Below are 537 nucleotides of genomic sequence, written 5' to 3'. Positions count from 1 at the left end.
TGAGCCGCAGTCGGCTGATATTCAGCTGAAGAAGTACATCGGTGGTAAGTCTGAGGTTGCTTCTGTGGAGGCGGCTGAGGGGTTGAAGGATTCTCAGACTGAGGCGGAGGCGTATAAGGCTTCTGCTGAGGGTGAGGATCTCACTGTTGCTTTTGTGGTGAAGAATACCGGTAAGGTGGCGTTGAAGGATATTGCTACGCCTTCGGATGCTGCTATTACGGCTGCGTTTACCAATGCTTTGGATAGCACGGTGTCTGGTGTGGATGGTTCTACTCCGCAGGTGGGCAATATTCGTGTTGCTGGGTTTGCGGGTAATGCGGAGAAGCAGGCGTTGTTGAAGCCTGGTGAGAAGGTTGTCTTTGTTGGTGATTTGAAGGCGCCTGCTGCGGGTTCGTTGCATGCGGATAAGGCTAAGTCTGCTGGTACGCCGGTAGATGATGAGGGCCGTGAGGTTCCGTTTGTGGATAAGGATGGTAGGGAGCAGCCGGAGGGTACTTCGGTGGAGTCTAATGAGGATCAGGCTCATGCCATCACGCC

At 53.8% G+C, this 537-nt stretch carries 1 protein-coding gene; it reads left to right on the top strand.

From position 1 onward, the window contains the following. Positions 1–537: hypothetical protein (locus tag H7347_RS10550; RefSeq protein ID WP_222129924.1), on the top strand; the 537-nt coding region annotated here is incomplete at both ends.

This window comes from Corynebacterium sp. zg-331 (assembly GCF_014267345.1).
In the GTDB taxonomy this organism is placed as follows: Bacteria; Actinomycetota; Actinomycetes; order Mycobacteriales; family Mycobacteriaceae; genus Corynebacterium.
Note: the sequence above shows the minus strand (reverse complement) of the source record. Positions and strands in the feature narration are given on the sequence as shown.